3 protein-coding genes are annotated in these 2,479 nt (G+C 71.2%); 2 read left to right on the top strand and 1 reads right to left on the bottom strand.

Translation table 11 applies throughout. The features are described 5' to 3' along the window. Positions 1-70 precede the first annotated feature (70 nt). Positions 71-1,324, bottom strand: coding sequence for a cytochrome P450 (locus ACFVW8_RS37210; RefSeq protein WP_389698128.1), 1,254 nt, complete (start codon positions 1,322-1,324; stop codon positions 71-73). Between the two features lie 80 nt (positions 1,325-1,404). On the opposite strand from ACFVW8_RS37210, the gene ACFVW8_RS37205 reads away from it, so the two are divergent. Continuing rightward, positions 1,405-2,232, top strand: coding sequence for a hypothetical protein (locus tag ACFVW8_RS37205; RefSeq protein ID WP_389698126.1), 828 nt, complete (start codon positions 1,405-1,407; stop codon positions 2,230-2,232). A 55-nt stretch (positions 2,233-2,287) separates the two neighbouring features. Next, positions 2,288-2,479, top strand: a 192-nt coding sequence (locus tag ACFVW8_RS37200; protein WP_389698124.1) for a hypothetical protein, incomplete at its 3' end; no start/stop codon positions are given.

The raw sequence follows: 2,479 nt of genomic DNA, 5'->3' as shown, positions 1-2,479 counted from the left end.
CGGCGGGCGGGGGGGGGGGGCCCGCGTTCTCGCCCGAGGCGGGGCCCCCGCGCGCCCCGCCCCCGGCCGCTCAGCCCTCGACCGGGGTGAAGCGCACCGGCAGCGACTGCGGCCCTCGGGTGAAGACACCCTGTTCGGACGGGGTGAAGCCGTCCGCGAGCCGTACGTCGGGCATCGCGTCCAGCAACTGGTTCACCCCGGTCTCCACCTCGGCCCTGGCCAGCAGCGCGCCCACGCAGAAGTGCCGTCCCAGAGCGAACGCCAGATGGTCGGCCGCCGCGGAGAACGCCGTGGTGCCGGTCAGGTCGGTGCGGAAGATGTCGAACCGGTCCGGATCGCGGTACCGGGCGGGGTCTCGGTTGGCCGAGCCGATCAGACAGGTGACGGTCGCCCCCGCGGGCACCCGGCCGCCGCCGAGCTCCACCTCGGTGGCCGTCTGACGCATGATCATGTGGACCGGCGGGGTGAGGCGCAGCGTCTCGGCGAAGGCCCGGGCGATGAGGCCGCGGTCCTCCCGGACGGCCGCGAGCTGCTCGGGGTGGGTGAGCAGGTTGGCGAAGACCGAGGCAATGGCCTTGTCGGTGGTCTCGCCGCCCGCGGCCAGCAGAAGGCTGCAGAAGGCCTTGATGTCCTCGTCGCTCATCCGCACGCCGTCGACCTCGGCCGCACAGAGCGCGGAGAGCAGGTCGTCGCCGGGAGCGGCCCGGCGCTGCTGGATGACCGGAATCATGTACGCGGCGAATTCCTGCCGGGTCCGCTCGCCGGCCGCCGCCACCTCGAGGTCGCCCGCGAGGTTGCCGAGGAAGGCGATGACGCTGGTGTACCAGCCGTGGAAGCGGTCGTGGTCGGCCTTGTCCAGGCCGAGCATGTCCGCGATGACCAGGACGGGGAAGCGGGTCGCGAACGCCTCGACGAGGTCGGCCTCGCCGGTGCGACGGAAGGTGTCGATCAGCTCGCGTGCGTTGCGCTCGATGACCGGGAGGAACTTCTCCTGGAGGTCCGTCCCCCGGAAGGCCGGGGCGACCAGGGCCCGGCGCACGGCGTGCTCGCGGCCGCTGAGCTGGAGGATGGTCCTGCCGTGGACGGGTTCGATCTGCCAGTCGTAGTTGTCGGTGGTGAATTCTCCCGCCTTGTCCTTGAAGACCCGTTCGACGTCCTCGTAGCGGGAGACGATGTAGCTGTTCGTGGCGTCGTGCCTGATCAACGGGGCGCTTTCGCGCATGATCCGGTAGGCCCCGTAGGGATCGGCGGCGAAGGCGGGCGAGAGAATGTCGGGCACGGGCGGCTCGTGCGAGGCGAGCGACTCCTGCGGGGCAGACGTCATGACGCTCCAAGGTCGTTGACGGACAACGCCGTCCAGGTTATTGACCACCCGTCCGCTCACACACCCCTCGGGGGAACACCATGGCCGCCGGCTCACGCCCGTCCGTCCTCTTCGTCACCGACCTCGCGTACGAGGCCCGTGGTCGCCGCTACTGCGACGAGGACATCTATCTGACGGCACGGTTGCGCGAGGACTTCGACACGGCGCTCTGCCACCCGCGCGACGCCGCCGCCCTGCTGGACGGTTTCGACGCGGTGGTCATACGCAACAGCGGCCCGGTGCTGCACTACCGGGAGGCGTACGATGCCTTCCGCGCCCGGGCCGCTGAACTGGGCACGCGGGTCTACAACCCGCTGACCGGACGCGGCGACATGGCCGGCAAGCAGTATCTGGTCGATCTGAGCCGCGCCGGGTACCCGGTGATCCCCACCGTGGACCGGGCGGCGGATCTGGGGCTGCTGCCCGCGGCCGACGGATACGTGGTCAAGCCGAAGCTGGGCGCGGACTCGGTCGGGCTGCGCTTCGTACAGAACCTCGATGGGGTGGCCGAGGCGGACGGGACGCAGCTGATCCAGCCGCGGATCGACTTCCGTTACGAGGTGTCGTTCTACTTCGTCGACCACGACTTCCAGTACGCGCTGCACGCGCCGCACCCGGAGCGGCGCTGGGTGCTTGAGCCGTACGCGGCAGGCGCGGCGGATCTGGAGTTCGCCCGGTCCTTCATCGAGTGGAACACCCTCGACCACGGCATCCAGCGCGTCGACGCGTGCCGGACCGGCGGCGGCGAGCTGCTGCTCGTCGAGCTGGAGGATCTCAATCCGTACCTCTCGCTCGACCGGGTGGCGGCGCCGGTCCGGGAGGCGTTCGTGACCCGGATGAAGGCCTCGCTGAGGGACCTGCCGGCCTGACACGTCCGGCGGCGCCCGGCATGCGGGTGACGGGGCCCGGTGTGAGGGTGCAAGCGTGACCACTGCCAGCGAGACCGCCCCCGCCGCGCAGAGTGCCGCAGCGCCGCCCCTGCTCGATCCGCGCCGCCGGAACATCGTCTTCGCCACGATCGTGCTGGGCATTCTGCTGGCCGCCCTGGACCAGACGATCGTGGGGGCCGCGCTCCCCACGATCGTGTCGGGCCTGGGCGGGGGCGCCCCGATTTGG

Source organism: Streptomyces sp. NPDC058221 (genome assembly GCF_042882365.1).
Classification (GTDB): Bacteria; Actinomycetota; Actinomycetes; order Streptomycetales; family Streptomycetaceae; genus Streptomyces.
This window is presented reverse-complemented; position numbering and strand designations above follow the sequence as displayed.